The 15,824-nt window shown below is 39.0% G+C and carries 19 protein-coding genes and 2 CRISPR repeat arrays; of the genes, 5 read left to right on the plus strand and 14 right to left on the minus strand.

Annotation, left to right across the window (positions count from 1 at the left end; all coding sequences use genetic code 11):
- Positions 1-111: 111 nt before the first annotated feature.
- From M3Z76_RS18865 to M3Z76_RS18880, 4 genes are all read right to left on the minus strand, one after another.
- Entirely contained in the window at positions 112-234 is a 123-nt protein-coding gene (locus M3Z76_RS18865; protein WP_293929731.1) for a hypothetical protein, read from the minus strand.
- A 180-nt stretch (positions 235-414) separates the two neighbouring features.
- Complete coding sequence (locus M3Z76_RS18870) at positions 415-885, minus strand: dihydrofolate reductase (protein WP_293929730.1); 471 nt, start codon at positions 883-885, stop codon at positions 415-417.
- Between the two features lie 105 nt (positions 886-990).
- Positions 991-1,668 carry an exosporium glycoprotein BclB-related protein gene (locus tag M3Z76_RS18875; RefSeq protein ID WP_293929729.1) on the minus strand — a complete coding sequence of 226 codons (678 nt, stop codon included), beginning with the start codon at positions 1,666-1,668 and terminating at the stop codon, positions 991-993.
- Positions 1,669-1,751: 83 nt separating this feature from the next.
- On the minus strand, positions 1,752-2,996 hold the full coding sequence (locus tag M3Z76_RS18880) for a hypothetical protein (protein WP_293929728.1): 1,245 nt from the start codon (positions 2,994-2,996) through the stop codon (positions 1,752-1,754).
- Between the two features lie 240 nt (positions 2,997-3,236).
- Between M3Z76_RS18880 and M3Z76_RS18885 the strand changes: the two genes are divergently transcribed.
- From M3Z76_RS18885 to M3Z76_RS18900, 4 genes are all read left to right on the plus strand, one after another.
- Positions 3,237-3,890, plus strand: a complete 654-nt coding sequence (locus M3Z76_RS18885; RefSeq protein ID WP_293929727.1) for a BMQ_0737 family morphogenetic spore coat protein — start codon at positions 3,237-3,239, stop codon at positions 3,888-3,890.
- A 72-nt stretch (positions 3,891-3,962) separates the two neighbouring features.
- Positions 3,963-4,508, plus strand: a complete 546-nt coding sequence (locus M3Z76_RS18890) for a hypothetical protein (protein WP_293929726.1) — start codon at positions 3,963-3,965, stop codon at positions 4,506-4,508.
- Position 4,509: 1 nt separating this feature from the next.
- The gene (locus M3Z76_RS18895) at positions 4,510-4,701 is read left to right on the plus strand and encodes a hypothetical protein (RefSeq protein WP_293929725.1); all 192 of its coding nucleotides are present in this window, start codon (positions 4,510-4,512) and stop codon (positions 4,699-4,701) included.
- Between the two features lie 15 nt (positions 4,702-4,716).
- Positions 4,717-5,295, plus strand: coding sequence for a hypothetical protein (locus M3Z76_RS18900; RefSeq protein WP_293929724.1), 579 nt, complete (start codon positions 4,717-4,719; stop codon positions 5,293-5,295).
- 138 nt (positions 5,296-5,433) lie between these two features.
- A CRISPR array of direct repeats spans positions 5,434-5,737; the repeat unit is 34 nt; unit sequence TATTTCAATCCATTCTCTCTATGCAGAGAGAAAC.
- A gap of 225 nt (positions 5,738-5,962) precedes the next feature.
- On the opposite strand, the gene M3Z76_RS18905 is transcribed toward M3Z76_RS18900, so the two are convergent.
- The 10 genes from M3Z76_RS18905 to M3Z76_RS18950 form a co-directional block, all read right to left on the minus strand.
- Positions 5,963-6,442, minus strand: coding sequence for a hypothetical protein (locus M3Z76_RS18905; protein WP_293929723.1), 480 nt, complete (start codon positions 6,440-6,442; stop codon positions 5,963-5,965).
- Between the two features lie 22 nt (positions 6,443-6,464).
- Positions 6,465-7,409, minus strand: a complete 945-nt coding sequence (locus M3Z76_RS18910; protein WP_293929722.1) for a thymidylate synthase — start codon at positions 7,407-7,409, stop codon at positions 6,465-6,467.
- A gap of 275 nt (positions 7,410-7,684) precedes the next feature.
- Positions 7,685-8,117: a CRISPR direct-repeat array (repeat unit 33 nt; unit sequence ATTTCAATCCACTCTCTCCATACGAAGAGAGAC).
- 191 nt (positions 8,118-8,308) lie between these two features.
- A complete protein-coding gene (locus M3Z76_RS18915) occupies positions 8,309-9,136 on the minus strand; it encodes a DnaD domain-containing protein (protein WP_293929721.1) in 828 nt (275 codons plus the stop codon).
- Between the two features lie 107 nt (positions 9,137-9,243).
- The gene (locus tag M3Z76_RS18920) at positions 9,244-9,831 is read right to left on the minus strand and encodes a YpjP family protein (protein WP_293929720.1); all 588 of its coding nucleotides are present in this window, start codon (positions 9,829-9,831) and stop codon (positions 9,244-9,246) included.
- Between the two features lie 656 nt (positions 9,832-10,487).
- Positions 10,488-11,078, minus strand: coding sequence for a YitT family protein (locus M3Z76_RS18925; protein ID WP_293929732.1), 591 nt, complete (start codon positions 11,076-11,078; stop codon positions 10,488-10,490).
- Between the two features lie 111 nt (positions 11,079-11,189).
- Entirely contained in the window at positions 11,190-11,798 is a 609-nt protein-coding gene (locus tag M3Z76_RS18930; RefSeq protein ID WP_293929719.1) for a flavin reductase family protein, read from the minus strand.
- A 5-nt stretch (positions 11,799-11,803) separates the two neighbouring features.
- Positions 11,804-12,751: a ring-cleaving dioxygenase gene (locus M3Z76_RS18935; protein WP_293929718.1), complete on the minus strand. Its 948-nt coding sequence runs from the start codon at positions 12,749-12,751 to the stop codon at positions 11,804-11,806.
- Positions 12,752-12,778: 27 nt separating this feature from the next.
- A complete protein-coding gene (locus tag M3Z76_RS18940) occupies positions 12,779-13,372 on the minus strand; it encodes an NADPH-dependent FMN reductase (RefSeq protein ID WP_293929717.1) in 594 nt (197 codons plus the stop codon).
- Positions 13,373-13,594: 222 nt separating this feature from the next.
- Entirely contained in the window at positions 13,595-14,383 is a 789-nt protein-coding gene (locus M3Z76_RS18945; protein WP_293929716.1) for a class I SAM-dependent methyltransferase, read from the minus strand.
- Positions 14,371-14,802, minus strand: a complete 432-nt coding sequence (locus M3Z76_RS18950; RefSeq protein WP_293929715.1) for a BrxA/BrxB family bacilliredoxin — start codon at positions 14,800-14,802, stop codon at positions 14,371-14,373. Before M3Z76_RS18950 ends, M3Z76_RS18945 begins: the two co-directional genes overlap by 13 nt.
- Before the next feature lie 269 nt (positions 14,803-15,071).
- Here M3Z76_RS18950 and M3Z76_RS18955 point away from each other — a divergent pair, with 269 nt between their 5' ends.
- Positions 15,072-15,611, plus strand: a complete 540-nt coding sequence (locus tag M3Z76_RS18955; RefSeq protein WP_293929714.1) for a GNAT family N-acetyltransferase — start codon at positions 15,072-15,074, stop codon at positions 15,609-15,611.
- The last annotated feature ends 213 nt before the right edge of the window (positions 15,612-15,824 follow it).

Genomic DNA, 15,824 nt, shown 5'->3' on the forward strand with positions numbered 1-15,824 from the left:
AGATGGCTCCTGTACAATACAGAAACCATCTCTTAGCAGCCTAAACCCTTTTTTACATTTGTCCTTGACTAAGGGACCATATTAAGGTACATTCCCCTGCTACTCTTTTACTTATTTCATGTATGATAATACTGCGTTTTTGCTGAAGCGTTGTAATGCTTGCGTTGCCTCGTCTTTGTTAGTGTACTCAAAAATACGAACGTTTTGTTGCTCAAATACTGTAATTACCCACATTTGAAAAGCCTCCATTCAGTTTATTTTAGTATTATAACAGATAAATAAAATATAATCTGTTTTATAACAATTTCTTAATTCATATTCTACACCTTTCTCAAAAAAAGAAAAGCCCCTTTTTTTAATTTCACAAATTGTTCAAAAAAATAGCTGCAGGAAAGCGCTCCTACAGCTACTCGATTATTTTTCATAAATACAATACGTGAAGAAATAGCCTTCCTTCGCTTGTACTGGCTCACGTTCACTCACAAGCTGCCAGCCCTCATATGCAGGGAAATATGTATCACCCTCAAATGCATAATCAATCTCAGTAATGTATAAACGATCCGCTAGCGCTAATGCCAGCTTAAAAATTTGTTCGCCACCAATTACCATAATTTCAGGCTCGTCCTGAACCAATGCTAATGCCTCCTCTAAGCTTCCCACTACTTCAATATTGTCTGCCACATATGCCGCATTGCGTGTAATCACAATATTGCGTCTTCCTGGTAGTGCTTTGCCGATGGATTCAAATGTTTTGCGTCCCATGATGACAGGTTTGCCCATTGTCATTTCCTTAAAATACTTTAAATCTCCTGGTAAATGCCAAGGCATCTCGTTTTTATAGCCTATTACTCGATTTTTATCATGTGCTACGATTAATGAAATCATTTAGACCCCTCCTATTTATAAGCATATACTGAAAAAATGCAGACAGCAATAATAGCCATGCAGAAAGTGGCTCATTTGCCTACTTTCCACACAGCTTTGCCAAACTTATGCGATATTTAAACCAGCACTTGCTGTACCTGTAATAATAGCCGCATCTAATAATGCACCAGTGCCTGATGCTGTAAATACCATAATTAATGTGTCACCTGCTGCTACTGGAATTGACGGTAATGTTGCAGTTCCTTGTACTGTTTGTGCTAATGCAATAGGACCTGTTAAATCTGGGCTCAAATCAACCGTTGCGCCAACTAATTCAGTATACGTTGTGCTACCTGCTGGTGCACGGTATACTTGTGCATTCACTGTGTAGCTACCTAATGCAGCTAAAACCGTTGCTGTAAACGATGCGGAAATTGCTGTTAATGTACCTGCACGCGGCACTGAGAACGCCTCTGTTACAGGTAATGCAAGTGTTCCAAGTGGTAAGGTAATCGCACCACCTAATATAGAAACACCTGGCACAGACGTACCAAAGCCTACCAAGCTCCCTGTTCCAACTAAACCACCTACAAGTGTAGTTAAAACTGCTGGTATTGTACCAGAAGAAAATGGAATAATTGATCCACCTGTCACACCGTTACCTGGTGGCGTTACGATACAAGCCTGATCAATCGCTTGGAACGGTCCGCTAGATGTACAATTCGCAGAACCTGAACGTCCGCACGAACCGCCACCTCCCGAACAACCGCACCCGCTATGCTGTCTGAAATATTTATTTGTCATTGTTCCACCTCCTTTCGTCTTTATCCTATTCACGGATAGAAAGGAGTGAAGGGCTAACAACTAAACGAGCAAGATGTTTTCTTTTATCTTTTTCGTCTAAAGAAATTCCAAAACGACGCATACTTCTCCTTTTTAGGTGCTTCATCATCGTTTTGTGCTTCTTGGATGTTAGGTGTTTCTAGCTGTTCCACCATGCTCGGTTCAAGCTGATGTATAGGAGATTCGAGTTGTACTGAAATGAAGGCTGGCTCTTCTGTTTGTGTAGGTTCTTCTTGGATTGAGGATTGTTGTTCTATTTGTTGAAATTCTTCCTCTGTTGAAGGTTGCTGTTCAACTTGTTTCAATTCTTCCTCTGTTAAAGGCTGCGATTCTTCTTCGATTAAAGGCTGCTGTTCTGTTTCTTGCGGCTCTTCCTCTATTGAATTTTGCTGCTCTATTTGTTGTGGTTCTTTTACAATTGAAAGCTGTTGTTCTATTTGCTTTGGCTCTTCTTCAATTGAAGGTTGCTGTTTGGTTTGTTGTGGCTCTTCTTCGATTACTGGCTGCTGTTCGGTTTCCTTCGGCTCTTGCGCTGTTGAAAGCTGCTCCTCTATTTGCTTTGGCTCTTCTTCAATTACAGGCTGCTGTTCTATTGACCTCGGTTCTCCCAAGATTACTGGCTGTTCCTCTAGTTGTTTCAGCGCTGTATTATATGAAGTTTGTTGTTCCATTTTTTGAGGTGCTTGTTGCTCCATATTTGTCGTTATTGGTGCTATAGTATTTTGCTTCACTACTTCATTTACTAGTGCGTTTGGGGTAACCATAGCTGGCTGAACAAGCACTTGTGCATTCGTCTTTTCCGTTAATAGCATATTGGCATAGGTGTTTGTATGAATTTTATGGTATGACCCATTATGCAAAGTGTTTGACTGCTCATGGATTGATTGGAAATAGTTTTCGTTAAAATGCTTTGTGCCAAATGCATTGTCCTCTTCGTATTGGATGAGTGGTTCTTCTATTTTATTTTCTTCTGCAGCTTGTATCGGCTGCAGGATTTTTTGCAATTGGCTGAAAGAAAGCTCCTGTGAAGCATCTATCACTTGGCATGGTGGCGCTTCCTGCTCCGCTTTCGCTAATTCCATAAAGCTCGATACTTTTCTTTCTACAGGCGGTTGTTTTTTGTCTATTTGTGGTAACTGATTTTTCAAACGCTCGATGCGTTGTTTCATTTCTAAAATCTCTTCCTTTGTATTGCTATTTTGCACTTTCGTTAGCTTTTCCTTGCATTCGGCAATTTGCGAATGTAATGTCTCAAATTGCCGTTTTGAATGGCGATTCGTATCGCTCATGAATATCCCTCCTTTCTATTCATAACATAGTTTATTTTGATTCAGCGAGTGTGTCACAGATTTTGAAGAGGAGTTTTGGAGCGCAAGCGCAAAAGTCTAACCAACAATGTGCTGAATTGCAATATTTTTTAAACAGAATAGCGCAAAATTAGAGAGCCTATTCTCTCTGCCTATATACGTTTAGCGTCATGTCATATGATACAAACGAAAGAAAAACTTTTATGGAGGTGTCAACAAAACATGCAAGAAAATAAGACATCGCAGGTACGCGAGTTAATATGCATTAATGTCGACAAGGTATATGATTGGATTATGAAGGAACTTACTTTTGAGCTTACGCCTCAAGGAGCTGTTTCGTTCCCAACATTGCCACCAACTGTCGATTTAACAAATGCATCTATTCAATGTAATGTCGTGCCAGCGCCAACGAATCCTGTTGTTATTTTGAATCGTGAAAATCGCTGCTTTACAATGGGTGGCAAAAACGTTACGATGCAGCAATTAACGATTCAGAAAAATTTTGTGGTAACAATTACTGTAAGAACAGCAAACTGTGTTGTTTATGAAAGTGCGCCATTTAACATTTCACGCTGTGAGCAAATTACATTATGTGCACCACATGGGACAGATGTTTCGGTTACGTACACAGATTTAGATTGCTTCGTGTGTTCAACAGGCGCTATTACACCTGATTTCCCACCAGGTGGTACGCCAACAATTACATTCTCAAACTTATCGATTACAGTAAGCGTGTGTCAAAGCATTCAATCGACATTCCCAGTGACGGTTGAATTTTTAGCAGAATACTGCGAGCCACGCGCAGACATCGTAACAGGCTGTTCACAAGCAGCACGTCCGCAAAAATGCGGAAATATTTTCCCAAGCAGCTGCTAATCATAGAGATAACAGCATATTGTAAAGAGAGGCTCGCCCTCTCTTTCTTTCTTTTTTAAAGGAGGCACACCGATGCACATTATGGAAAAAATCAAACAGTTGGAAGAGCAAACGACAGGCTACATCGCCCAAATTCAAGAGCGACTAGCGCGACCACAGCTCGTCAGCTATTTCACCAGCTCCATGACGATTGCCCATCAAGCAGAGGAAGAAAACTTCTGCCTAGGCTCTTACCATATTTGGAATGTTGGCACACAACCTATTACAAACCCTTCTATTTATTTAAAGCTACATAAACAGACACCCTTTTTCTTTTCGGGTAAATATATGACAAGCCGCATCACACAATCCTTTCAAGACCAGCTCGTTTGGCAGCGTTTTAATGATGAAAAAAGCAAGGAGGAATTTTGGTTCAAGCCTGTCAATGAAACCGTCATCGCACCAAATGAAATGATTATCTTCCCTCACTTTCAGCTTACATGGTCACACCAAAAACCGTATTCTGGCTTAATAGAAGGCTGGACATACTGCGACGAAATACCAGAGGGGCTTATGGTCATTAACCCATTGCATATTGCTAGTGTAGGATATGCAGCGGACGAGGTGGAGGGAACTTAATATGAAAAAATTGATAACGGAGCGCGGCGATACAAGCTTTATGTATTTAGAAAAGGAAACATTACAACTCGTGCTTCGGTGCTTATTGCAAAATGCCCCTTCATCTGATGATACGGAGGCCATCGCTGCGCTTGATGCCCTCATTCAAAAGCAACAGCAGCAGTTTGAACAATTGCTTGAACAACTCCCCTAGAAAGGAGGCATACATTTGACAAACGAAGAGCTCAAACAGATTATTGCGCATTTAGAGGAAAAGCTCGCCCAATACGAAAAATATAAGCATTACACCACTATTCTCGAATTAGAGCAGGACAAGAAAAACCTTGCCGCACAGCTCAGACAAAAAGAAAAGGACTGGCAGCAGCAAGCATTGCACTACAAGCAAACAATTCAAGCTTTAAAAATCGAACGCCGCAAAAAAATCGCTCAAATCGCCTCACTACTCGACGAAAAAAACAAGCTCCGTGCACAAAACAAACAGCTTACTACAGCCAAAAATCAATTGCAGCAAGCTTCCACTGCCAAGCAAAGCGTTAGTGAGCAAAAGCTAATTGCATTTTTCGAGCAAATATCGCAGCAACTAACATCCGCAACCAAACAGCTAGAGCAAGCTGCCAACTCACTCCAACAACAAGCTCCCCCACCCTCTCTTAGCGATTTAGAGGCACATACACAGGACCTGTTTAGACAATCGGTTATTGTGGAGAAGCAATTGCAAGCAAAACTTTCTATGCTACAGGAACTAGAACAGCAGCTGCAATGGATGTCGGAGAATTTAGAGGAATAGCTAACTCAGTTCATGTTTCACATGTATAAATGATTATAATGAAAAAGCTATCTAACAGAGTATGATGACTTTGTCAGATAGCTTTTTTTGTGTAGTGGGAAATGTTTGACCTTTGAAGTAGAGATTGCTTTGGATGCCAAATTCAATTCATTCTCTCTATGCAGAGAGAAACTAAATCGTTCGAACACGAATAAACGTTATGATGGTATTTCAATCCATTCTCTCTATGCAGAGAGAAACCTCGATTGATTCCGATATCCTTATCTTTCTTAAATATTTCAATCCATTCTCTCTATGCAGAGAGAAACAAATTTTTCAGTAAATTTCTTGGTGAAAATGGTATTTCAATCCATTCTCTCTATGCAGAGAGAAACTGATTCGCTCTAATAAATCCGTTACTGCTTTAACTATTTCAATCCATTCTCTCTATGCAGAGAGAAACTGTGAAAAAACGCATAAAAATATTATTTATCATGGTTTTTCACTTAAAAATAAATTTATACGGTAATATTAACCCGATTAATTTCCCATACAAATGGAAAATGTCACTTCTTTTTGGTACGAATCCCCCTGTAAAATCATGTTCGCTTCACATTCGCACTTCACTTTAATTCTTTTGATTTTTCATCTTTCTAAAATATATTGCTTTTGAAAATAGCAACAAAAATTATTTATGTTTATTCCAAATGAGGACTTGACTATTTTGTTGAATAATTGTTTCTTCAACATAAAGCCTTAGAGATTCTGGTTCAACTTTTGTAAATGACACCCCTATTTGTCCGCCATTTAAAATAATATCCTTTACTTCTAATAATTTAGATCCTGTTGATTTATTTTTCTTGACCAAATGTTGAATCATTCTTTCACGTATATTCTTCGATTTCCTTTGACCTATGTAAACTACCTGCCAACTTGAATTCTTCTCTTTAACATGAATTGCATAAATATTAGCATTATGTTTTAAGCGTCTAAGTAAATCGGCATTTAACAGCTTTATTCTATTGGTATAATTATCCCAGTCTACATCTTTTCCAACAAGTGTATCTGGATAGTGAAATAAAATAGGCTCACTCACAAGTAACTCTGCTTGGCAACTTGTTACTAACTGTTCAAGATGTTTTTTATCAATTGTATGAACTTTTGACATTAAACTTTCTCCCTCTAAGCTATCAAACCGCAATCGGTGCCTTAATTGACGGATGTGGGTCATAGCCTTCTAGCTTAATATCTGCAATCGTCATATCAAAAATCGATTTTCCTTCTGTGATATGCAGTTTAGGTAATGCCCTTGGCTCACGCGTTAATTGCTCATTCACCTGTTCCAAATGGTTGCTATAAATATGGGCATCCCCTAAAGTATGAACAAACTCACCAACCTGTAATCCACATTCGTTGGCGATCAGATGTGTTAATAATGCGTATGATGCAATGTTGAATGGCACACCTAAAAAGACGTCCGCACTGCGCTGATAAAGCTGACAAGATAATTTGCCATCTGCCACGTAAAATTGAAAAAACGCATGGCATGGTGGCAATGCCATATCATCAACCTCAGCGGGATTCCATGCCGTCACAATTAAGCGACGCGAATCAGGGTTATTTTTAATTTGCTCAATCACATTGGCAATTTGGTCAATCGTTTCACCATTTGAAGCAGGCCACGAACGCCATTGCTTCCCATAAACAGGACCTAAATCCCCATATTTTTCTGCAAAGGCATCATCGGCTAGCATACGCTCATTAAAAATTTGCATTTGCTGATCTAACACTTTAGCAAATGCTTCATCCTGTGCAGCACGCAACCCGAAATTTGTCATATCAGGTCCTATGTACTCTGGTGACTTCACCCATTTCTCAAACGCCCATTCATTCCAAATATAATTGCGCTCTGCAATCAATGTGCGCACATTCGTATCGCCTTTTAAAAACCAAAGAAGCTCAGACGCAATCAATGTTCGAAATGCGAGTCGCTTTGTTGTTACAATAGGAAACCCTTCCTGCAAATTAAAACGCATTTGATAGCCAAATACACTAATTGTGCCTGTCCCCGTACGATCCTCTTTTCGATTACCATGTTCTAAAATGTGTTGACATAGCTGTAAATATTGTTGCATTATACAGCCTCCTTTATTTTCTTTTCACTTATGAAGCAAATAAATAAGCTTGCATGAAAATGCAAACTCTTATTATCTCAAACGAGAAATTTTATTAATGTTAGTATATCACATTCCTACATAGAACGAATGTAGGAATTGTGTTGATTTGTACTGGTATAAAGACAGGAGAATTATTCTACTGTAAAGAAAGATTGTTATGGTACATGTTTTGACCTGGTTTCTCTATGTAGAGAGAAACCAGATTTGGTAGATGCAACCAACAGAAAATACAAATTTTAATCCACTCTCTCCATACGAAGAGAGACCGAGCGCATTATTAAATTCTTGTGCTTTATTCGAATTTCAATCCACTCTCTCCATACGAAGAGAGACGAGAAACAGTTAATACTGCATCATCTTCAACGTAATTTCAATCCACTCTCTCCATACGAAGAGAGACCTTTCAATTGTTTCTCCATCAAAATCACGTAGCTATTTCAATCCACTCTCTCCATACGAAGAGAGACGGAAATTCAGCGCTCTTTAATGATTTAATACGAATTTCAATCCACTCTCTCCATACGAAGAGAGACCTTTAAATGTTGTGATGCCTAAATCACTTTTAAATTTCAATCCACTCTCTCCATACGAAGAGAGACCTTTTACGGCGGATGCTAATATAGCAAATATCACATTTCAATCCACTCTCTCCATACGAAGAGAGACTGTGAAAATTCACAAAAAATCATTATTTCTCATAAATTCTCACTATAATATATATTTCTATAATCAGTTTAACCTACTACCCTTCCCATTTCAATGGAAAATCATCTGCTTAACTGGTGCGAATCCCCCTAGTAAATCATGTTTGCTTCACATTCGCACCTATCTTTAATCGTGAGTATCCGTTAGCATTTTTATTTCATCTCCCGAAACTCCTTAAGCAGTCGTTGCATTTCCGCATCCAAATCCCTTTCGATATCTTCGTTTTCTGTGCTTGGCTTAGTTTCTTTGGATGGTGGCTCTTTATAAAACCATTTTGGTACTGTCTCAACATATTTTCCATATCGACTTTGTGTTTTTTTAGCAGCAAGGCGTTGTTTTGCTGCTTCTGCTTGTGTGATTGTTTTCACTTGTTGGTGGAGCCAGTTTTGCAAAGTTGTTTCAACATAGCTCCATCGAAACACATTATTTTCAATTGCTCGCTTCATCGCATGAATTACAAGCTCCTGCCCTATTTGATTGATCCATTTTTCTATTTTGTTCTTGATGTATGTGGTTAGCTTGCCAAAGCCATTTACTTGATAAAAGGTGAAGGCATCCTGCTCATCATCATTATTTAGTAAATCAGTATTTACTAAATTAGTACTTACTAAATTAGTACTTAGTAGTTGCGGGTTTTCCATAGATGGATTAGCCATACACGGATTTTCCATAGATGGGTTGTCCATACACGGTATTTCATAGACGGTTGTCAGCCATTCAAATTCCCCGCGCTCATTGCGACGCCGCTCTTTTTTCACATAGCCGAATTGCTGTAATTCCTTCAATCCTGAATTGAAGGCATCTCGACCATCCTTTGCCCATTGCGTCAATTCCGTACTACGAAATACCCAATTGTCGGGTCTTGATAACATAAAAAGATGAATTGCTTTCGCCTTCCAGCTAAGCCGTTCATCGTGTAAAGATGTGTTATTCACGACTGTATAATTTTTATTTTTCTCTACTCTAACGATTGTTTTCATACAAGCTCCCCTTTGTTAAAAAATTGAAGTGGGTTGTCCCTTGTATGTTATATTTGAATTTCAGATGGGAATGGGGACAAAAAAACACCCGTTTTTCAACGAGTGTTTTACGCCATCCATTTTGGCGGCATGTTTTTGGACCAGTAAATTTCGCCCAAATTATAGTGTGTGACGAAGTTGTCCTCTTTTGTGTGGTAGTGGAAGTTGTAGTAAAAGCCTTCATTTGGGCGGTTTTCTGTGCGCACATGGAAGCGAAGCAAGTCCACTTTGCTGCCTTGCTCACGAATATTAAAAATTCGTTCGGCATAGTCGCCGCTTGGATTTTCAGTAATTGTTAAGTATTGAATTTTGTCATCCTCTAAACGTGCTAATGTCATGTCAATTGCTTCTTCCATTTTCGGAAAAATGCGCGTATCGAATTCACCGCTAATTTTTTCAGCAATGCGTGGACCAAATTTTATGTAAGATTGTGTTTTTGCAGCGCCTTTTAATGATTCAGCAATCGATGTATTTTCTTCATAAAGCATCGTATCGAGCTGGATAGCAGAAGAAATATCGTTAGCGCTCGGCTCCTGCAAACGATTTGGCTTGAAATCGTCCTCTAAATTATGCCAAATTTCATGATTCGGGTTAATTACCCCGAACGTTAAAAATGCGACAGATACAACTAAAAACCTTTGCATCCATTTTTTCATCATCATCACCCTCAATTTATGTATAAATCGTGTTTTCATCCTTACTTATCTGTACGTTTTATCGTTAAAAAGGTTCCATCTTTTTGTTATTCATTGTACAATACATAGTGTAAATATGTATTGCAAGTTAAAGGAGGCACATTTTTATGGGCACAATTGCTATGGGTATCGGTTTATTATTACTTTTAGGTTACTTAGCATCTCTTTGTATTACGGACTAATTCTTTCGAAAGCTGCGCACAGGTTGCGTAGCTTTTTTCCGTTCAATTAGACAAGGGACGCCCTCATTATAGAAGACGCCCCTTTAGTATTTAATAGGTAACTTGTAAAATAAATATGTCTCAACCCAATCATCTGGGGAATCTTATATAAATGTAGAAGCTATTTCTTCTATCTCCAACCGCGGTAAAATTCCACTAAAACCTTCTAACCTAAGCAATGTAGCCCCAACCTGCTACTACATCCTTGCAGCCCTTTAGCGTGCGCCAGTGTGAATAAGTATCTTCAAAAATCACTAGCAGAATGCCAATTTATTTAACATGCTACCTAAAATAGCACAAAGTCATTGTAGCATACTATTCTTTAAAAGTAAAACTAGAAGATTTACAGGTATTTCTAATTTTTTATCTTTGTATAGCTGTCCCTCTACATACCTCTCATTCATAGGCTACTGCATGTCCTTTCCTACTTGTAACAAGACTTGTAGTTATGCCAATAAATAGCAATTTTATAATCGAGAGATAAAATGTCTCTGAGGATAGTAATAAACCACCTAAAATGATAACAATTGAATCAATCAATAAGATATAAATGCCTACATTTATACCTGTCTTCTCACATAAAAATTGGGCAATAAAATCCGAGCCTCCCGTGCTTGTTTGAAATTGCAACATCAAGCCAATCCCAATTCCTACAAGAATACCACCTAGAATAGAGCTGTATATCGCTTCAATTTCGATTAAATTGCTAACAGGTGATAGAAAATCAATAAAAAAGGCAGAAAGCATCATTCCATGTAAACTATTATAGAAGTAGTTTCTATAATGAAACCACGCAAATATAAATATTGGTACACTTAATATAATAACGATTAAGCCTGTATTAAAGCCCCACAAGTAATTTGCTATTAATCCAATGCCAACTGTTCCTCCATCTAATATTTCATGTGGCACCAAAAACAAATTGATACCTAAAGATAGAAGAATACTGCCTATAATTAGTGCCAAAGCTTTTGTTAAAAAGTACAGGAGACCACCTCTTAATATAAACTTTTTTAAACCTATACGTATACAGAATATGTTCTTTATTCAGTTTAAAGAAGTAGCCCAAATACAATTTTTTTATTGACTTACCTGAAGCTACACTGGCCGTTCGATTGCAAAAATCTCACCAATCTTTGCATAGCTTGATCCAGCAAGCCTACTAACTGCGTTTAATTTGCTTGGATTAATGCGTCCTTCATGATAAATAGCCTCATCTATATGGAATTGCACCACTTCGCCAATAAATAAATCACCCGTCTGTTCTTCACCATTCATTAAAGGGATTGCTTGCACTAGGCGACATTCCATACGTACCTTCGCTTCTTGAATGCCAGGAACTTCAATTTGTTGACTGGCGATTAATGTAAAATCAACACGCTCAATTTCACTTTCTGTAACAGGTAAAGAAGCGGCTGTTTCATTGACCTGCTCTACATTATCCTCATCTACAATATGCACAACAAATTGCCCGAGGCGATGGATATGTCGCGCTGTATCTTTTAATTGCCCATTCGGTCTTTGAATCGCTAAAGAAATCATCGGTGGATTGGAGGAGACAATATTAAAGTAACTAAATGGCGCTCCATTGACAATTCCTTGCTCCGATTGTGTGGTAACAAATGCAATTGGTCTAGGTATAATGCTACCAATCAATAGCTTATAATTGTCACGCTCTGAATTATTTTTAGGGTTAATGGAAATCAAAGGGCTCACTCCTCCGATTCAAGCTCACGCACTTCAATTGGAATTAAGGTTCTTTCCAGTTGCTCGCGATGCTGCTCGTATTGCGATGGTAGCATTAATTGGCTTCCCATTGTTTCAGCGGTTTCATCATGCGCAAATCCTGGTGGGTCTGTCGCAATTTCAAACAAAATCTCACCTGGCTCACGGAAATAAATGGCATTAAAATAGTTGCGATCCTTCACTTCTGTCACATGCTGCCCATGAGCCATCACATGCTGTTGCCATTGTAAATGATCCGTATCATCCTGCGCTCTCCAAGCAATATGATGCACGGTTCCTACACCCATTTGTCCATGTACGCCTGCAACCATTTTGATATCTACAGTGTTTCCAATAGCTGCATTTGATTTAAAACGAGTATAGTCACCTTCTGTCGCTACTTGCTCAAGACCCATAACCTCTGTTAAAACCTTCGCTGTTTCTTCAGGCTGGCTTGAATAAAGTGTAGCACCACCAAAACCTTTAATCGCAACCTTTGGCGTTACCTCACCAAATGTCCATTCATTTATCTCGCCTTCAGCACGCGCAACAAGCTCAATATGCAGACCGTGTGGGTCATCAAGTTGAATCACCTGCTCACCGAAGCGCTCCGCTTTTTGGAATGGAATCGAAAATTTTGCTAAACGGTTAACCCAAAAAGGAAGTGCCCCTTCTGGTACAACATATGTTGTCACGCCAACTTGCCCATCTCCAATTCTCCCTTGATAAGCATTAGCCCACGGGAAGAAGGTAATAATTGTGCCTGGGCTTCCACCTTTATCTCCAAAATATAAATGATATGTGCCTGGGTCATCAAAATTGACTGTCTGTTTAACTAAGCGTAAGCCTAACACACTCGCATAAAAATCGATATTCTCTTGTGGATGCCCTACAATTGCTGTGATATGGTGAATACCTGCTGTCTGTTTTTTCATAGTACCATGCCCCTTTTGCTTGTTACTTTAGCGAATTGTGTATAATGCTTTAGACCATGGAATTAATTGATCAAGCATTTGATTTACTGAATCTGCTTGAACAGCTTTTGGTTTAAAGTCTGTTCCATTTTCAAAATCTGTGAATAACGATAGTGCTGGATGAACACGTACATCCGCAATTAAAAGCTCACCCATGATGCCGCGTAAATGCTCTGCTGCACGAGCACCGCCTACAGAACCATACGAGACGATACCTGCCGCTTTGTTGTTCCATTCTTCACGTAAATAATCCAGAGCATTTTTTAAAGCGCCTGTAATAGAATGATTGTATTCTTGTACGATAAATACAAAGCCGTCTTGCTTTGCAATAATTTCTGACCAGCCTTTTGCACCTGACGCATCTTGCCCTGGCTCCCCTAATAACGGTAGCTTATAATCTGCAATATCAATAACTGTATAATTCGCGTCTCCACGTTGATCCGCGATTTCCTTTACCCATTGCGCAACTTGTGGACTTACGCGCCCCTCACGTGTTGACCCTATAATAATTCCGATGTTTAATTGTGCCATTGTATGCTCCTCCTCTGTTTTTGTACCAAATAATTTATCTAAAAATCCCATGAAAAATACCTCCTTCATGTCAAAAGGAAACAAAATTTCAAAGTCGTTTTGCACCTTTTACATAACTAAATAATTTTATCTCGAATTCAAGATAATTTAATTTGAGATAACTTTATCATCTAATTTAAATTTCGTCAACCTTTTAAAATTTATACCTATTTTTCAAACAAAAATAGGACAGGCTCCTAATGAACCTGCCCTAAGCTACAGAATAGATAAAATCTATATTTTCTCCATAACACCATAATGAAATTTCGCCGTCTGACGTGCAAAGCGCTGAAAGCCATAGCGCTCAAAATAGTCGGACTGATAATGCGCCTTCAACACAACACGCTTTTTCGCCACGCGTAGTGCTTCTTGCATCCACTCAGCTGTCAAAGCTAAATGGCTCCCCGCCTGTCTTAGTGCTTCAAAATTATTCGCTTCCTCAATCGTTTCCTCAAACATCGGGTCCATATAAACAACATCAAAGGCATTAGCTGGCTGCTGACGTAAAAATTCAACTGCTTCCGCATGGATAACTTCAATTTGTCGCATGCAAGCCGTCAAAGGCAATTTCGCCGTATCATATGTTTGCATGCCATGCTTTACAATAAAGGCAATATTGCGATTTGTCTCAAGCCCAACTACTTTACCTTGCGCACCTACTGCAAATGCTGCTAGCATGCTATCTGCTCCCATGCCAAGCGTGCAATCTAAAAAGGAATCCCCTTCTTTGAGCTGGCAAGCCTCAAGCAGTGGCTCCATTTCGCCACGTGCCACTCGCTTTAAGCGAAATGCCGCAGAATTTGGATGAAAAAAGAAAGGCGCATTCGCACCTTTCGCATAATATTCATAACGATTTTTCCCCGCAACAATAACATTTGCCTGTAGCTCACGACTGAGTGCCGCAACGGAGCGCTTTTGACGTGGAACAAATTCAATTTCTAGCGTTTCACAGACAAACTGTGCTAACTTCTCCGACAATTCATCTGGTCGTCCAGCTGTCGTAACAACTGTTACTCCGCACATACTTGCTTCAATACGTCTGTTAAATGGTCACGCACCTGCTCCATCGGGAAGCCTTCAATATTTTCACGTGGGATGAAATAAGCAAGCTGCCCATCCTTTAAAATCGCCATTGATGGTGAACTTGGTGGTACCTCATCAAAAAACGCACGCATCGTCGCAGTCGCCTCTGGGTCTTGCCCTGCAAATACCGTCACTAATTGATCTGGCTTCACCTCAGCAATCGCTTGGCTCGCCGCTGGACGTGCTAAGCCTGCTGCACAGCCACACACAGAGTTAATGACAACTAGAGCTGTCCCTTTTTGCTCTGCCATAAACTCATTCACTTCATCCGCTGTTGTTAATTGTGTAAAACCTGCATCCACTAATTCTTGACGCATTGGCTGTGTTACTTGTCTCATGTATTCATCGTACGCATTCATGTTTTCGCCTTCTTTCATATTTATTCGCAAAGCCTATTATAGCAATGTTTTATAGTAGTGTAAAAGAGTTTGATTTTCGTTATAAATGAAACTTGATTTATGTTTCTAATTGCCATTGCCCTTAATAAACATCGTTAATATTTTTTACTAATTTTCAAAAACCCCCTTTATTTTGGTATAATCAAACCATTCAAACTGGAAGGGACTGAACTATGCGCAGATGGCCATATTTTTTATTCAATTTATAAAAAATATTGGAGGTAAAAGAATTGTTAACAGAATTAAACACCAAAAGATTGCATTTAAGAAGAATGCAAGTTTCAGACGCACCTAGCTTATTTAAAATTTGGTCTGACCCAGATGTAACTGAATTTATGAACATTTCTAGCTTTACACACGAAACACAAGCAAAGGAAATGATTGAACTTCTAGAAAATTTAGCGCAGGCCAATAAAGCGATTCGCTTTAGTATGATTGAAATGAAAACTCGTGAAATAATTGGTACTTGCGGATTCAATTCAATCGACTTTGAAAACTCGAAAGCGGAAATTGGTTATGATATTGCTAAAGCCTATTGGGGCATGGGTTACGCCCCTGAAGGCATTCAAGCACTACTTTATTATGCTTTCCGAAACTTAGGTCTAAATAGAATCGAAGCAAAAGTAGAGCCTGATAATGTCAATTCCATTAGGGTACTGCAAAAGCTTGATTTCACCTTTGAAGGGACGCTAAGGCAATATGAGAAATCTAAAGGGAAATTTATAGACATTAATATTTATTCCATTTTAAAAACGGATTTTGAAGATTAATGAATCACTTCATCCCAAACGTTGCTATCTCGAAAATATTTGTTGCTAATAGTCAACAGTCTTTCGTTTAAGAAGATTCATCTTTGAGAATTCTGAAGGAAATAAGGTAGGAGTCACAAATATTGTGCATCCTATTCAATAGAGTAGGAGGGAGCGATTAACTCCCGTCCTCTCACACCACCGTACGTACGGATCCGTATACGGCGGTTCAAT

The sequence above is a fragment of the Metasolibacillus sp. genome, assembly GCF_025291715.1.
Taxonomy (GTDB): Bacteria; Bacillota; Bacilli; order Bacillales_A; family Planococcaceae; genus Metasolibacillus; species Metasolibacillus louembei.